We start from the raw sequence: 14,645 nt of genomic DNA, 5'->3' as shown, positions 1-14,645 counted from the left end.
TCATGGATAATGCAAGCACAAGCCTGATTGATCTTCAGATCATGTGGCACCGATTGATCGCGGTGGTCGAGGAGCAGGCGCAGGTGCTGCTGCGCACCGCCTTCAGCCCGATCGTGCGCGAATGCGGCGATCTCTCCGCCGGCGTGTTCGATCTTAGCGGCCGCATGCTGGCGCAGGCCGTGACGGGCACGCCGGGTCACGTCAACTCGATGGCGGAATCGGTCAAGCACTTCATCGCGCATTTTCCGCTGGAGACGATGAAGGAGGGCGACGCCTACATCACCAACGATCCCTGGATGGGCACCGGCCACCTCAACGACTTCGTCGTCACCACGCCCTGCTTCAAGAACGGCAAGCTGGTCGCGCTGTTCTCCTGCACCAGCCATCTGATGGACATCGGAGGCATCGGCTTCGGGCCTGACGCGACCGACGTCTTCATGGAGGGGCTGTACATCCCCATGCTGAAGCTGATCGACCAGGGCGTCGTCAACGAGACGCTGATGGCGATGATCCGCACCAACACGCGGCTGCCGATCGACACTGAGGGCGACACCTATTCGCTCGCCGGCTGCAACGATGTCGGCTGCGAGCGCCTGGTCGAGATGATGACCGAGTTCGGCATCGACACGCTCGATGAACTTGGCGACTACATCTGCGAGCGCTCACGCGAGGCCGTGCTTGCCGAGATCGCAAAGCTGCCGAAGGGAAGCTGGCGCAACACCATGATCGTCGACGGCTATGATGCGCCGGTGGCGCTATCGGCAATACTGACGATCTCGGAGAGCGGCATTCACGTCGATTTCACCGGCACTTCGCCGGCCTCGAAGTTCGGCATCAACGTGCCGCTCTCCTACACCACCGCCTACACTGTGTTCGGCCTTGGCTGCGTCGTTGCCTCGGAGATCCCCAACAATGCCGGATCGCTCTCGCCGCTGACTGTGTCGGCGCCATCAGGCGCGATCCTCAATGCGCCAAAACCTGCGCCGGTGGCTTCGCGCCACGTGATCGGCCAGATGCTGCCCGACGTCGTGTTCGGTTGCCTGCGCCAGATCATCCCGGAGCGCGTGCCGGCCGAAGGCACCTCATGCCTGTGGAATCTCAACGTGCGCGGACAGACGCGTTCCGGCGCTGGCGGAAATTACGGGTTCTCGATGGCGGTGACCAGCAATGGCGGCACTGGCGCGCGTTTTGCCAAGGACGGGCTGTCGGCGACCGCCTATCCCAGCGGCGTGCGCGGCACGCCGGTCGAGATTGCAGAGACGCAGACGCCGCTGATCTTCTGGCGCAAGGAGCTGCGCCCGGATTCCGGCGGCGCGGGCCGCACCCGTGGCGGTCTCGGCCAGATCATCGAGGTCGGCAGCGGCGTCGACGCGCCGTTCGACATTCTGGCGGCATTCGACCGCATTGATCATCCGCCGCGCGGCCGCGATGGCGGCCGTGACGGCGAGGCGGGCTATGTCGGATTGAAGTCCGGCAAGAGGATGCGCGGCAAGGGCTTTCAGCAGGTGCCGCCGGAGGATCGCCTCGTCGTGCTGACGCCGGGCGGTGCCGGCATCGGCGATCCTCGGGAGCGCGAACGCGCGGCCGTCAAGGACGACGTTGAAAGCGGTCTTGTGTCTGCCGAGAACGCGGCTGCGATCTACGGGCTCGCCGAAATCACATCGTGATCTGGGTCTCAGGACCCGCCACCAGGCTCCAGCGCTTCGCCCATCTCCAGCGGATGGGCCATGGTCTCGTGCAGCGCGGTGCGATCGAGTTCGCCCTCGGACATGCTGATCACGACGCAGGCGACACCGTTGCCGATCAGATTGGTCAGCGCGCGGCACTCGCTCATGAATTTGTCGATGCCGACCAGGATCGCGATCGACTGCACAGGGATATCGGGCACGATGGAGAGCGTCGCCGCCAGCGTGATGAAGCCGGCGCCGGTCACGCCCGAGGCGCCCTTGGATGTGATCATGGCGATGCCCAAAATGCCGAGCTCCTGCCAGATCGTGAGGTTGGTGTTGGTCGCCTGGGCCAGGAACAGCGTCGCCAGCGTCATGTAGATGTTGGTGCCGTCGAGGTTGAAGCTGTAACCGGTCGGAATGACGAGGCCGACCACCGAGCGCGAAGCGCCGAGGTGCTCCATCTTCTGGATCATCTGCGGCAGCACCGTTTCCGATGACGAGGTGCCGAGCACGATCAAGAGCTCGTCCTTGATGTAGGCGATGAAACGCAGGATCGAGAAGCCTGCGACCCGCGCGATCGCGCCGAGCACGATCAGCACGAACAGGATGCTGGTGAGATAGAACGTACCGATCAGCGCCACGAGGTTGAGCAGCGATCCGAGGCCATAGGCCCCCACGGTGAATGCCATCGCGCCGAACGCGCCGATCGGGGCGACGCGCACGACGATGCGGATGATGCCGAAGAACATCTTTGCGGCCTTGTCGATGGCGTCGACGATCGGCTCGCCGGCCTTGCCGAGGAACGCGATGGAAAACCCCGACAGGATCGAGATCAGCAGCACCTGGAGGATGTCGCCGCGCGCGATCGCGCCGACATAGCTGTCCGGGATGATCGCCATCAGATGGGCGACGATGCCCTCTTCCTTGGCCTTGGTGACGTAGGTCGCCACCGACTTCGGATCGATCGTGGAGGGATCGATGTTGAATCCGTGCCCCGGCTGGAGCACCTCGCCGACGAGCAGGCCGACCGCGAGCGCCACGGTGGAGACGGTCTCGAAATAGACTAGCGCCTTCAGCCCGACCCGGCCGACCCGCTTGAGGTCGCCCATCGAGGAGATGCCATGCACCACGGTGCAGAAGATCACCGGCGCGATCATCATCTTGATCAGCGCGATGAAGCCGTCACCCAGCGGCTTCAACTCCTTGCCGAGGTCGGGATTGAAATAGCCGACCAGGATCCCCAGCGCGATCGCGATCAGCACCTGGACGTAGAGGATCTTGTACCAGGGTTGATGACGACGATGGGCGGCGGGCGGAATCGCAACGGGTGTCATGGGTACCCCGGATTGCATTGCAGGTCGGCGCCCTTTCATCATGGGCCGTCCGGGGCAGGGCCGACAATCACAATTTCGTCGGCGCGGGGGCCGCAGCGCAGCATCGTCATGCGCAGCTCCATCTGGCAAAGGCGATCGAAGCGGACTACATCCTCAGGCATGGCAAAACGTCCGCTCGAAGATTTCGTCGGCCGGCACCAGCGTCTTTTCGTTCTGACCGGGGCAGGCTGCAGCACCAATTCCGGCATTCCCGATTATCGCGACAAGCAGGGCAACTGGAAGCGAACCCAACCGGTCAACTACCAGGCCTTCATGGGCGAAGAGGGCACGCGGCAGCGATACTGGGCACGCAGCCTGATCGGCTGGCGGCGCTTCGGCCAAGCCATGCCGAACGACGCGCATCATGCGCTGGCTCGCCTCGAGGCGAACGGACAGTGCGAGATGCTGCTGACCCAGAATGTCGACCGGCTGCATCAGTCGGCGGGCCATCGCCAGGTGATCGATTTGCACGGCCGGCTCGATCTCGTGCGGTGCATGGGCTGTGGCGAGAAGACGCCGCGCAACGCATTCCAGCGCTCCCTCGGCCGCGCGAATGCCGCATGGCTCTCGCTCGATGCCGCGGATGCGCCCGATGGCGATGCCGATCTCGAGCACGAGGATTTCTCATCGTTCAGCGTGCCGGCTTGCCAATCCTGCGGCGGCATCCTCAAGCCCGACGTCGTGTTCTTCGGCGAGAGCGTGCCGCGCGAGGTCGTGGCAACAGCGCAAGAACATCTGGAGCAGGCCGACGCCATGCTGATCGTGGGCTCATCGCTGATGGTCTATTCCGGCTTTCGCTTCGTGCAGATGGCGGCGCGCAGGAACATTCCGATTGCCGCCGTCAATCTCGGACGCACCCGCGCGGATGAACTCCTCACGCTAAAGGTCGAAGAGCGCTGTGAAGCAGCGCTCAAGTTCCTGTTGTGAGCGCGGAGTGGGATCGCTGAAATAGTCAGCGCAACTGACATTCCATCTCATCGTTCGCGCGCATTCCTTGGTTGCACTCCTCGCGATCCGGCGTACTCTATCTCTGCGAGCGAGAGGGGACAGTACCCAATACAAATGATCCCGCCTCATTTGGCGATACGCGCCGAACGAGCGGGAACACTGTTGCCGGCTCATCCTGCGATGGAGACGAACCGACAGATATTGGGCTGCAAATGTCCCTCGCGGCGGCGTTCGCATAACGCGGTCAACAAGCACAAAAGCGGGAGGAACTGCACATGAAGACGTGGTGGTGCTATTCTGGTCTGCCTCTTGTCGTTGGTGCGACACTCACCGTGTCGTCGGCCCTGGCTCAAACCGTGGACACTGCGCGCATCGAGGCTGCCGGCCAGAACGACTGGCTGACCTATCACGGGTCCTACAAATCCTATCACTACAGCCCGCTGTCACAGATCAACGCGGGCAATGTCGGCAATCTCGGTGTGGCCTGGATCCATATTCCCGGCCGCTCCACGCGTGGCCTGCAGTCCATGCCGGTCGCCGCCGACGGCGTGCTCTACTACACGGGGTCCTACAGTCGGGTATTCGCGCTCAATGGCGCGACCGGCGAGGTGATCTGGTCCTATTTCCCCGAGCTCGACGAGGCGCTGATCGCGCGCCAGACTCATTCTCCCTATAATCGCGGCGTCGCGCTCGGCGAGGGCAAGGTCTTCGTCGGAACGATGGACGGTCGCCTGTTCGGGCTTGATGCGAAGTCAGGCAAGGTCCTCTGGGAAACCAAGCTGATCGACTCGCAGAAGCTGACGGTCGGCTTCACCGGTGCGCCGCTCTATGCCAAGGGCACCGTGATCATCGGCTCGCAGGGCGGTGAGTGGCCCGGCCGCGGCCCGATCTTCGCCGTGGACGCCACGACGGGCAAGAAGAAGTGGGAGTTCCTCACGGTCGCCGGCACCGACGATGCCATGAAGACGTGGGGCAATGATTCCTGGCGCACCGGCGGCGGTGGCGGCTGGATGCCGGGGACCTACGATTCCGAAACCAACACCGTCCTGTGGGGCACCGCCAATCCGGCGCCGCTCTATGACTGGTCGGGCGCCGACTTCAAGACGCAGGGCGCACGGCCCGGCGACAATCTCTATACGAGCTCGGTGATCGGTCTCGATCTCGATAGTGGCAAGCTGAAGTTCTATCATCAGGAACTGCCGCACGACGCCTGGGACTTCGACAGTGCCGTCGGTGAGTTCGTGATGCTCGAGCGTGATGGCCAGAAATACGTGGTTCATCCGAACAAGAGCGGTTTCGTCTTCGTCTACGACCGCAATCTCGGCCTCAAGAACGTCTGGCCGCTCGTCCAGAACATCAATTTCGTCAAGAGCATCGATCCGAAGACGGGCGAGCTGATCGGCCGTCGCGACTTCGCCGTCGGGAAAGTCACCGAACCGCCGCTGTGCCCATACATCGGCGGCGGCGTCAGCTGGAACGCCGGCTCGTACAACCCGAAGACGGGCCTCTACTACAAGCTTGGCCAGGAATGGTGCATGACGCTGGAAGTCCAGAAGACGACTCCGGTCACCACGCCCCAGGCCCAGCTCAACATCGGCGCCGATTTCAAGATGGCGCCTCCTCCGGGCGGCGAGATCTATGGACACCTCGACGCGCGCGATCCCATCACGGGAGCAAAGAAATGGGAAATCCGCTATCCCGAGCCTCCGCTCGGCAGCGTGCTGTCGACTGCGGGGAATCTCGTCTTCGTGCCTGACTCCCGCGGCATGCTTCACGCCTACGATGCCGAGAGCGGGGCCGAGTTGTGGAACCACTCCGACGGCACTGGTCACCAGGGCGGCATCATCAGCTACACCGCGGGCGGCAAGCAATACATCGCAGTGACGGCTGGCTTTGGCGGCATGTTGTCGGACGACTATGCGCCGAACTTCGGCGGTGTCTACAAGAGCATGCCGCGCGACGACGGCGCGCTGATCGTCTACAGCCTGAAATAGGCTCAGTGCAAACGAACTGCCGGGGAGCGGGCGCAAGCCTGCTCCCCGGCCTGTCGAAGTGCCGATGTAAGGAACTGGAGCGCGACGCCTTGCCGTGTGCCAACAGGATTGCCGCATTGCCCGTCGTAGTACTGGCCGCTTCATTGTCGTGTGCCGCGGTGCAGGCGCAATCTCCCACACCTGCACCGGACAGCGAGACATTGGACGTCGAACAGTTGTTCGCGGGCACTTGCGGCTTTTGTCACTCCGACGGCGGCCGGGCCGCCGGCAAGGGACCGCAGCTCATGAACACGCAGCGCGACGACGACTTCATTCGCAACCGCATCAAGCACGGCAAGCAAGGTGCGATGCCGGCCTTCGACGGCGCCCTGACTGACGTGCAGATCGATCAGATCGTCACGTACATTCGCGGCCTTAAACCGCGCGCGGGCTGAGCCGTGACGAGCCCGATCCATCCACAGGGGCCTTCGGAATGAAGATGATCCTCTCGCTCATCATCGGTGCTGCCGTCGCGCTCTCGGCAGCGGCGCAGGCGCGAACCCTGGAGGCCATCCGCTCCTCCGGCGCGCTCGGGCTGTGCGCCCATCCCAACTCGCTTCCCTTCGCGAGCAAGGCCGGCGATCCGCCGGGATTTCAGGTCGAGCTGGGACAGGCACTGGCGCGAGAGCTCGGCGTCTCGCTCAGGCTCGACTGGATCATCACGCAGTATCAGATGCGCAGCGCCACCTGTGATGTTCTTCTCGACGTCATCGCCGACCGTGAGGCGCAAGGCGAAACCCGCTTGAGAATCTCGAAACCGTACTACCGCACGGGCGTTGCGCTGGCGGTGCCATCTTCGAGCACGCTGAGCTCGTTCAAGAGCCTGAACGAGCATACCAAAGTTGGTGTGCAGGTCAGCTCCGTCGCCGCCATGATCATCGGCCAGCGGCGCGTGCCGACTTCGACTTTCGGCTTCGAGAGTGACAGCCTCGACGCCCTGTCGAACAATGAACTGGACGCCGCGGCGGTCACGCCGACGGCGGCGAGCTATTTCAACTTGACGCATCCGGAGAAGCCGCTTCGGATCCTCGCTCGCGACGAAAGCGTGACCGACTTGAACTGGAACGTCGCCGTCGGCATGGTTCGCCCGGACGACGCGTTGCGCGATGCGGTCGATGGAGCGATCGAGCGCTTGCGTGCCGACGGCACGATCGATCGGATCTATCGTCGTTACGGTATCGTCCTCGAGGCGCCGAAATAGCCATGCGTCGCCGCCTCGGCAACCCGCCGGTCAGCAGGCGCGACGTCCTTCGAGGCCTCGCTGCCGCGGCGGCGCTGGGAGCTGCCCCGGCATCCGGCGGCGAGGGGCGCAAGATTGGTCTCCAGCTCTATACAGTCCGCGACCTCCTGAAGAGCGATTTCGAGGGCACCCTCCGCAAGGTTGCTCGCCTTGGCTATCGCGAGGTGGAGTTCGCTGGCATTCTCGGCCCTGACGTGGGTCGCACCCGGGAACTCTTGCGCAGCCTCGATCTCACCGCACCGTCGCTGCATCTCGACTACGCCGGCCTGCGGGATAAGACCGCGTCATCCTTCGAGACCGCCCATTCGCTCGACAGCCGCTTCGTCGTCTGCCCGTGGCTGGACCCACCGGTGCGACAGACGATCGACGACTGGAAGCGGATCTGCGACGATCTGAACAGGATCGGCGAACTTGCGGCGGGTTCCGGCTTGACGCTCGCCTATCACAATCATGATTTCGAGTTTCGAGAGCTCGCTGGAGGCATCCAGCCCTACGACGTTCTGCTCAGCCGTACCGACGAGCGTGTCGTCACGCTCGAGCTTGACGTCTACTGGGCGACCAGGGGAGGTCGCAATGCCGCCGACGTGCTGAACGCCTATCCATCGCGATTTCGCCTGGTTCATCTCAAGGACATGGCGAAGGACGGATCGACCACCGAGCTTGGTCAGGGCACGATCGACTTCGCGGGGATATTCGCGGCCATGCCCGCAAGCGGCGTGCAGCACGCCTTCGTCGAGCAGGACGTCTCTGCCGATCCACTGCGCAGCATCGAGACCAGCATCGCTTTCCTTCGCAACCGGCGCTATTTTTCCCGCGGCACGTGATCGTCCCGGCCGTGGTCGGGACGATATGTCGATCGACGCGCCTTACGCCGCCGCCTTCCGTCGCGCCTGCTCAGCCCTGTACAGCTCGAACTCCTCCGCGATCGCCTTTGCGATCGACGGGCGTTGCTTGAGGCGCTCGTAATAGGCCTTCACGTTCGGCCATTTGGCGAGGTCGATCGGCGGTGTCGCCATCGTCCAGTTGATCACCGTCACGAGATAGGCATCCGCGACGGTGAAGTGATTGAGCAGGTAGTCGCGGCCCTTCAGGTAATTGTCGAGATAGTCGAGCCGCGACAGGTTCTTCTCCAGCGCATAGGCCTTGCTTTCCTGCGGCGCTTTGCGGTCGAGCACGGGGATGAACAGTCCCTTGTGCAACTCGGTGCCGATGAAGCAGAGCCATTGATGCAGCCGCGTGCGATCGATGCCGGACGCGGTGCCGAGGCCAGACTGCGGAAAGCGGTCGGCGACATATTGCAGGATCGCCGCGTTCTCCGTCAGCACCACGCCCTCGTCGGTGCGTAGCGTCGGCACGAGGCCGATCGGATTCACGGCGCGGAAGTCGGAACCGTCCTTCAGCACGGTCTTGGTCGGTGAATCGACTTCGAGATAATTCGCCTCGGCGCCGGCTTCATACAGCGCGACCCGGGTCGCCATCGAGCAGGCGAGCGGCGAGAAATAGAGATCCATGGGGTACCTCCTTGGGCGTGGTATCGTTTGACCTTGCGTTTGCAACCCGGCCGGATTGATTTTTGTACTGTTCCGCATAATATGAAGGCGGTCAAGGATTATTTGCGAGATGGTACAAAAATCGAAAGGTCCGTCTGTCGGTCCCCCCGAGCCACAGAAGCGCCGCGGCCGGCCGCGCGCCTACGAGCCCGATGTCGCGCTCGGCAAGGCGCTCGACCTGTTCCGCACCCAGGGCTTTGCCGCGACCTCGCTCGACGATCTCAGCGAGGCTACCGGCATGAATCGGCCGAGCCTCTACGGCGCCTTCGGCGACAAGCGTGAGCTCTACATCAAAAGCTATCAGCGCTACCGCGAGCAGGCCCGCGCAGTGATGGTGGAGATCTTTCGTGCGGATCTGCCGCTGCGCGAACGGCTGGAGCGCATCTTCTCCTCCGCGCTCGCCATCTATCTCTCGGGCGAGACCGGTCCGCGCGGTTGCTTCACCGTGGTGACCGCGGCATCCGAAGCTGTCGGCGATCCCGAGATCCGCGCCATGGTGCTGGACGGCCTCGCCGAGCTCGACAAGGCTTTTGCCAATTGCTTCCGCCGCGCCAAGGAGAAGGGCGAGCTGCCCGACAGCGCCGATCCGGTCGTGCTGGCGCAGCTCGCCTCGGCCACCATCCACACCGTCGCCATCCGTTCGCGCGCCCGCGTCCCGCGCAAGGAGCTCGATGCGATCGTGAAGGGTGCGATCGATGTGATGGTGGGAGAGAAAGGCTAATCGTTCGCCCTGATAAGGGCGAGAGCGCGGCTACCCCGCGTCCCGCGCGAGTGCCGGTGCCCCTGTCGCGGCTTCCCGGAAGGCATCGCGAATGGAGCCGAGCAGGGTCTGCACACGCGCAAGATTGGAGCGCGTCGCCGGGACCAGCGCCTTGAGCCAGAGATCAGGGACCTGGAGTTGCGGGAGCAGCTCGACGAGCGCGCCGGACTTGAGGCGCTCCGCCGCCGCGGTGCGCGAGACGATCGCAATTCCGCTGCCCGCGCACAGGCTGTCGATCACGAGCGCGCCGTTGTTGGTCACGAGGTGGGGCCGAACCGCTACCGTCGTCACGCCGTTGCGGCCTTCGAAGGTCCAGCCCGGCCCGATCGGCGAAAACACGATGCAATCATGATTGACGAGATCGCGGGCATGCCGGGGATGGCCGCGCCGCGCCAGATAGGAAGGCGCGGCACAAAGCACGCGTTCGAAGACGTGCAGGGGTTCCTCGAGCACGCCGTCGAAGGACGACGGCATCATGGTGAGCACGATGTCAAAGCCCTCTTCGACTGGATTGACCGTGCGGTCCACCAGCACCGCGTCGAGAGTCACGCGCGGATACTTGATCTGAAACGACGACAGCAGTTGGGCGAGGTCGATGACCATCGGTGATGCCGGCGCCTTTATCCGCAACTGGCCCTCGAGTTCGTTCGGCGATCGCATGATCCCCTTGGCCATCTCGTCGTATTCGCGGACGATCTGGCGGATGACATCGAGGTAGCGTTCACCGACCTCGGTGAGCGCCAGGCGCCGCGTGCTCCGTCGCAGCAGCGTAGCCTTTAGCGACCATTCCAGTTGACCGACCCGCTTGGTGATGACGGACGGCGCGACCCCGAGCTGCCGGCCCGCCTCGGAGAAGCTGCCGGCCCGCGCGGTCGCCAGAAACGCCTTCATATTCAAAAGGCTATCCGCCATTTAATCCGATCCGGAAAAGATCATCGCGCGAAATAGCTTATTCTCCCTCGTTCTCGAAGGAAATAGGCTCCTTGGCGCGATAAGCCGTCACCAAAACAAGCGAACGGCAACGCGGAGGAACGAGCATGAGCGCACCCGACGTCATCGATGTCACCGACGTCATCGAGCGCCAGCGCCGCAACGGCCTGGTCCTCACCGTCCTGATCCTGTCGACGACGATCATGTTCCTGGACGGTTACGATCTTCAGGCGATGGCCTTCGCCGCGCCGTCAATTATCCGCTCCTGGGGCATCGAGCGGGCAGCGCTCGGCGTCGTCTTCAGCGCCGGCATTTTCGGCATCCTCGTCGGCGGCCTCGTGTTCGGATCGCTCGGCGATCGCATCGGCCGGCGGCTCTCGATCGTGGCATCGATGCTGGTGTTCGGCGGCTTCACGCTCGCGACGGTGTGGGCCAGCGACATTACCAGCCTCATCGTGCTTCGCTTCCTCGCGGGTATCGGCATCGGCGGATTGTCGCCGCTGTGCTACGCGCTGAACCTGGAATATGCGCCGAGCCGGTACCGCGGCACGGCGGTCGCGATCATCATGGTCGGCTATGTCGCGGGCAGCAGCATCGGTGGCTTCATCGCCGCCGGTCTCGTGCCGCAGTTCGGCTGGACCATCGTGTTCTGGATCGGCGGCGTGCTGCCTCTCCTCGGCGCAGCGCTGTGCTATTTCGCGCTTCCGGAATCGATCAAGTTCCTCGTGGTGCGCAATCGCGAGCCTGCAGAAATCGCCCGCATCCTGAACCGGATCGAGCCCGCACTCCAGGCGCAGGCAACGACGCGCTTCATACTTCGTGATGAAGCTACGCCCGGTACGGCCGACACGGGTCTCCTGTCGAAACTCGCGACACTGTTCGACGGGCGGCTTGCGGTCATCACGCCGTTCCTGTGGGTGGCCTATATCGCAAGCTCGATCACGATGTTCTTCCTCAATAGCTGGACGCCGATCCTGGCGGAGGCGTCCGGGCATACGCCCGCGCAAGCCGCCATGGGGTTGACTGTGTTCAGCCTGGGCGGCGCAGTCGGCGGCCTCACCATCGGCCGCGTGCTCGATCGTTTCGGCGTCATCGCCATTGCGATCGTGCCGCTGATTGCCTCACCCTTGGTCGCTTCGCTCGGCTGGGCCGGTCTTGGCGACAGCACCTACCTTGCGACGATGGCGTGTGTCGGCTTCTTCGTGGTTGGCGGTCACCAGGGCCTGAACAGCTCGGTCGGCCAGTTCTATTCCAGCGCCAACCGCACGACGGCCGTCGGCTGGGCGTTGTCGGTCGCCAAGATCGGCTCGATCAGCGGACCGCTGGTCGCCGGGATCCTGATCGCGCAGCACCTGCCGTTCTCGAGCCTGTTCCTGCTCGCCGCGCTGCCGCCGCTGGTGGTGGCGGCTTGCGTCCTGGTGCTGGGAATATCGCAGCGCAAGCACACTGCAGCGGCGCGCAAGATTGACCAGACGGCAACAGCCTAGCCGCATTCGCGCGCAGCAACGGAGGCCGAAGATGAGAATACCGTTTGCAGGGGCGATCGATTGCGATCTGCATCCGCCGATGCCGAGCATGGCGCAGTTGCTGCCTTATCTCGACGACTACTGGCGCGATCAGATCACCAACCGCGCGATCGACCGCATGCAGTTCGCCATGATGAGCTATCCGCCGAACGCCCCGATCAGCGCACGGGCCGACTGGCGCGTGCCGCAGGCCGGGCGAAGCGATCTCGATACGCTGCGCGCCCAAGTTCTCGACGCCTTCGATCTCGGCTTCGGGATCGCCAATGTGATCCACGGTGCGATCGCGCTCTACAATGATGATCTGGCGGCGGCAATCTGCCGCGCAGTGAACGACTGGCTCCGCGCCGAATGGCTCGATCGCGAACCGCGGCTGCGTGGCTCGATCCTGGTGGCTCCGCAGGATCCGGCACAGGCCGTCGCCGAGATCGAGCGTGTTGCGCCGGATCAGCGCTTCGTGCAGGTGCTGTTGCCCGTGATGGGCGAGAAGCTGCTCGGGCGCCGCGAGTTCTTCCCGCTCTACGAGGCGGCTGAGCGGCATGGGCTCGTCATTGCCGTGCATGCGGGCAGCACCTACCGCTACGCGCCGACGATCGTGGGCTGGCCGTCCTACCAGTTCGAGGACTACGTGGCGCAGGCCCAGGCCTTCGCCAACCAGACCATCAGCCTCGTCGCCGAGGGCGTATTCCGCCGCTTTCCGCGGCTCAAGGTGGTGATGCTCGAGTCCGGCGTGAGCTGGCTGCCGATGACGGTGTGGCGCACCGACAAGACCTGGCGCGGCGCGCGACCGGAAGTCCCCTGGATCGACCGCTGGCCCTCGGACATCATCCGCGAGCATCTGCGCTTTACCATCCAGCCGTTCGATGCGCCCGACGCGACGGCGGTTGCGCAAACGATCGACCGCATCGGTACCGATCAGGTGTTGCTGTTCTCCACCGACTATCCGCACTGGCAGTTCGACGGCGATGACGTGCTGCCGGACGGGCTGTCGGCGCACTCGCTCATCAAAATCCTCGTCGAGAATGCGCTTCAGACCTATCCCCGTCTGGCGCAGGTCGCGACTGCACCCGCTGCCGAGCAGACGAAGGAGAACGTCAGATGAATGCACCTTTCATCGAACAGAAGTCTCGCCAGACGCTCGCGATCGTCGATTGCGATATCCATCCGGCGCACCGTACGCCCACCGAACTCTTGCCCTATCTCGCGCCGCGCTGGCGCGAGCACTACCAGACCCATGGCGTGCATGTGCGGCAGGCGCTGCCGAACGGGTTGATGTATCCGCGCATGATGGCTGCCGGCATGCGCGCGGATTCGCTTCCTGAAGGCGGTGGCCCTGCGGGATCCGATCTCGATCTCCTTCGCAAGCAGCATCTGGATCCCGTCAATGTCGAGTTCGGCCTGTTGATGGCGCTCAGCAAGGGCGGCATGGAGGAGCGCAATCCCGGTCTTGCGGCGGCGCTGTCGCGCGCCACCAATGACTGGCAGATCGATCGCTGGGTGCGCGAGGAGCCGCGGCTTCGCGCCGGCATCGTCGTGCCGCAGGAGTTTCCCGAGGCGGCGGTCGCAGAGATCGAACGTTGCGCCGGCGATCGCCGCTACGTGCAGATCATGCTGTCGTCGCGGCCGTCGGATCCGCTGGGCCATCGGCGCTATTGGCCGATCTATGAGGCGGCGGAGCGTGCCGGCCTGCCGATCGGCCTGCATCCGGTCGGCTACAATGGCGGCCATCCTTCCACTGGCTCCGGCTGGCCGACGTTCTATTTGCAGGAGCACTACGTCTTCGTGGCCTGCATGGAAGCGCTGGCCAGCAGCCTGATCATCGAGGGCGTGTTCGAGCGTTTCCCGAAACTGAAGGTCGTGCTGGTCGAGGGCGGCTTCGGCTGGGCGCCGGCGCTGGCCTGGCGCATGGACAAGCACTTCGAGAAATTCCGCAAGGAGGTCGCGCATCTCAAGCGGCGTCCCTCGGAATATCTGCGCGAACACATCTGGTGGACGACGCAGCCGATCGAGGAGCCGGCGCAGTCGCGCCACATCGTCGAGATCATCGACTGGATCGGTTGGGACCGGCTGCTCTATTCATCGGACTATCCGCACTGGGACTATGACAATCCGTCCTTCGCGTTCAAATTCCCGATGACAGAAGAGCAGCGCCGCAAGATCTTCAGGGACAATGCGATGGCATTGTATCGCCTCGCATGAGCCGCCATGTGGTCTGCCCCGCAGCCGAGCTGCCGCCCGGCGCGCGCAAGGTCGTCGTCGTCGACGGGCGCGAGATCGGCGTGTTCAATGTCGAGGGGCGCCTGTATGCACTGCTCAACCGCTGTCCGCACGGTGGAGCTGCGATCTGCTCGGGCGCGGTGACCGGCCTCAGCCAGTCTTCCGGCCCCGGCGACTACCGCCTTGAGCGTCGTGGCGAGTTTCTGCGCTGCCCTTGGCACGGCTGGGAGTTCGACATGGCGACCGGCCAATCCTGGTGCGATCCGCGCCGCACCAAGTTGCGAAGCTTCGAGGTCATGCGCGAGGCGGGCGGCGATCTCGTGATGGGCCCCTATGTAGCCGAGCGATATCCCGTGACGGTCGAAGACACCTATATCGTCGTCGATCTCTGACCACGCCGC

General features: G+C 64.0%; 14 protein-coding genes. 11 read left to right on the top strand and 3 right to left on the bottom strand.

All coding sequences use genetic code 11. The features are described from left to right. Positions 1-2: 2 nt before the first annotated feature. Positions 3-1,667: a hydantoinase B/oxoprolinase family protein gene (locus SO140_RS07450; protein WP_449376926.1), complete on the top strand. Its 1,665-nt coding sequence runs from the start codon at positions 3-5 to the stop codon at positions 1,665-1,667. Positions 1,668-1,675: 8 nt separating this feature from the next. Here SO140_RS07450 and SO140_RS07445 read toward each other — a convergent pair whose 3' ends face one another. Further along, on the bottom strand, positions 1,676-3,004 hold the full coding sequence (locus tag SO140_RS07445; RefSeq protein ID WP_449376925.1) for a dicarboxylate/amino acid:cation symporter: 1,329 nt from the start codon (positions 3,002-3,004) through the stop codon (positions 1,676-1,678). 108 nt (positions 3,005-3,112) lie between these two features. Between SO140_RS07445 and SO140_RS07440 the strand changes: the two genes are divergently transcribed. The 5 genes from SO140_RS07440 (at position 3,113) to SO140_RS07420 (ending at position 8,088) form a co-directional block, all read left to right on the top strand. Further along, the gene (locus tag SO140_RS07440) at positions 3,113-3,970 is read left to right on the top strand and encodes an NAD-dependent protein deacetylase (RefSeq protein ID WP_449376924.1); all 858 of its coding nucleotides are present in this window, start codon (positions 3,113-3,115) and stop codon (positions 3,968-3,970) included. Positions 3,971-4,266: 296 nt separating this feature from the next. Next, positions 4,267-5,985 (top strand): pyrroloquinoline quinone-dependent dehydrogenase, encoded by a 1,719-nt coding sequence (locus SO140_RS07435; protein ID WP_449376923.1) that lies wholly within the window; start codon positions 4,267-4,269, stop codon positions 5,983-5,985. A gap of 200 nt (positions 5,986-6,185) precedes the next feature. Further along, positions 6,186-6,419: a c-type cytochrome gene (locus tag SO140_RS07430; protein WP_449376922.1), complete on the top strand. Its 234-nt coding sequence runs from the start codon at positions 6,186-6,188 to the stop codon at positions 6,417-6,419. A 38-nt stretch (positions 6,420-6,457) separates the two neighbouring features. After that, entirely contained in the window at positions 6,458-7,225 is a 768-nt protein-coding gene (locus SO140_RS07425; protein WP_449376921.1) for a substrate-binding periplasmic protein, read from the top strand. A 2-nt stretch (positions 7,226-7,227) separates the two neighbouring features. Next, entirely contained in the window at positions 7,228-8,088 is an 861-nt protein-coding gene (locus SO140_RS07420) for a sugar phosphate isomerase/epimerase family protein (protein WP_449376920.1), read from the top strand. 42 nt (positions 8,089-8,130) lie between these two features. Here SO140_RS07420 and SO140_RS07415 read toward each other — a convergent pair whose 3' ends face one another. Continuing rightward, on the bottom strand, positions 8,131-8,775 hold the full coding sequence (locus tag SO140_RS07415) for a glutathione binding-like protein (RefSeq protein ID WP_449376919.1): 645 nt from the start codon (positions 8,773-8,775) through the stop codon (positions 8,131-8,133). Positions 8,776-8,884: 109 nt separating this feature from the next. Here SO140_RS07415 and SO140_RS07410 point away from each other — a divergent pair, with 109 nt between their 5' ends. Further along, positions 8,885-9,535, top strand: coding sequence for a TetR/AcrR family transcriptional regulator (locus tag SO140_RS07410; RefSeq protein ID WP_449376918.1), 651 nt, complete (start codon positions 8,885-8,887; stop codon positions 9,533-9,535). Positions 9,536-9,565: 30 nt separating this feature from the next. Here SO140_RS07410 and SO140_RS07405 read toward each other — a convergent pair whose 3' ends face one another. Beyond that, positions 9,566-10,486, bottom strand: a complete 921-nt coding sequence (locus tag SO140_RS07405; protein ID WP_449376917.1) for a LysR family transcriptional regulator — start codon at positions 10,484-10,486, stop codon at positions 9,566-9,568. Between the two features lie 125 nt (positions 10,487-10,611). On the opposite strand from SO140_RS07405, the gene SO140_RS07400 reads away from it, so the two are divergent. The 4 genes from SO140_RS07400 to SO140_RS07385 are packed head-to-tail and all read left to right on the top strand — an operon-like array spanning position 10,612 to position 14,636. Continuing rightward, a complete protein-coding gene (locus SO140_RS07400; RefSeq protein WP_449376916.1) occupies positions 10,612-11,991 on the top strand; it encodes an MFS transporter in 1,380 nt (459 codons plus the stop codon). Positions 11,992-12,022: 31 nt separating this feature from the next. Further along, positions 12,023-13,129 carry an amidohydrolase family protein gene (locus SO140_RS07395; protein ID WP_449376915.1) on the top strand — a complete coding sequence of 369 codons (1,107 nt, stop codon included), beginning with the start codon at positions 12,023-12,025 and terminating at the stop codon, positions 13,127-13,129. Next, positions 13,126-14,226, top strand: a complete 1,101-nt coding sequence (locus SO140_RS07390) for an amidohydrolase family protein (protein WP_449376914.1) — start codon at positions 13,126-13,128, stop codon at positions 14,224-14,226. The genes SO140_RS07395 and SO140_RS07390 overlap by 4 nt, the downstream gene beginning before the upstream one ends. Next, on the top strand, positions 14,223-14,636 hold the full coding sequence (locus SO140_RS07385) for a Rieske (2Fe-2S) protein (protein WP_449376913.1): 414 nt from the start codon (positions 14,223-14,225) through the stop codon (positions 14,634-14,636). The genes SO140_RS07390 and SO140_RS07385 overlap by 4 nt, the downstream gene beginning before the upstream one ends. Positions 14,637-14,645: the final 9 nt, after the last annotated feature.

Source organism: Bradyrhizobium sp. UFLA05-108, assembly GCF_059803455.1.
This window is presented reverse-complemented; position numbering and strand designations above follow the sequence as displayed.